The sequence below is a fragment of the Oleiphilus sp. HI0117 genome, assembly GCF_001635235.1.
The window spans coordinates 1-618 of sequence record NZ_LWGA01001366.1; the positions used below are offsets into that span (position 1 = coordinate 1).

Annotated in this window: 1 protein-coding gene; it reads left to right on the forward strand. The window is 49.0% G+C overall.

All coding sequences use genetic code 11. The features are described from left to right. A partial coding sequence (locus A3757_RS27325; RefSeq protein WP_197470267.1) for a hypothetical protein occupies positions 1-618 on the forward strand: 618 nt, incomplete at both ends.

The window sequence follows — 618 nt, forward strand, 5'->3', positions numbered from 1 at the left end:
AGGTGTCATTGTTGCCACCGTTGAAGAGAGCTTCACCTTTGCAAGTGCAGACGGCCAGATTGTTGCGACCTGTGCCTACAATGCAACAGAAACCTTTACGCCGATGGATGAAGTGTCTGCAAGTACTATCTTCGATGGTGAAACCGGAACTAATGTAGGCTTTGTTTGGATGGAAGGCGACGAGCATTATCAGGACTCAGCCAATCAGCCGGTCTTCGACTTCTTCTATGGTGTGATTGATGACACTGAAGAGCGTCGTTATCGATACGACACCAGCACCGGTGCACCGATGTGGGTAGAGGAAACTGAGGAAGACTCAAGTTTCATGCTCGGAGCCAATGGTTGGGTTGAAGTATCAGACAAAATGTTGGTTGAGGGTACGCCAGGTGTTACAGCTAATGTGGTTGCAAAGGATGCAAGCGATAACATTTTAGCGAACTGGCAAGTAACGCCATTCTCTGCGAATGTTACGGAAGAGCCAATGTTTGGTTTGATCCCTCGTGAGTGGAGTGAAGAAGGCCTAACAGCGCCTGAAGAAGTCTTTGCAGGTAGTGAGGTCTTGGCTTTGGGGATACATGCTGTGTCGCAGTTGGATGTTTATGAAGTTCGCTGCGGGGG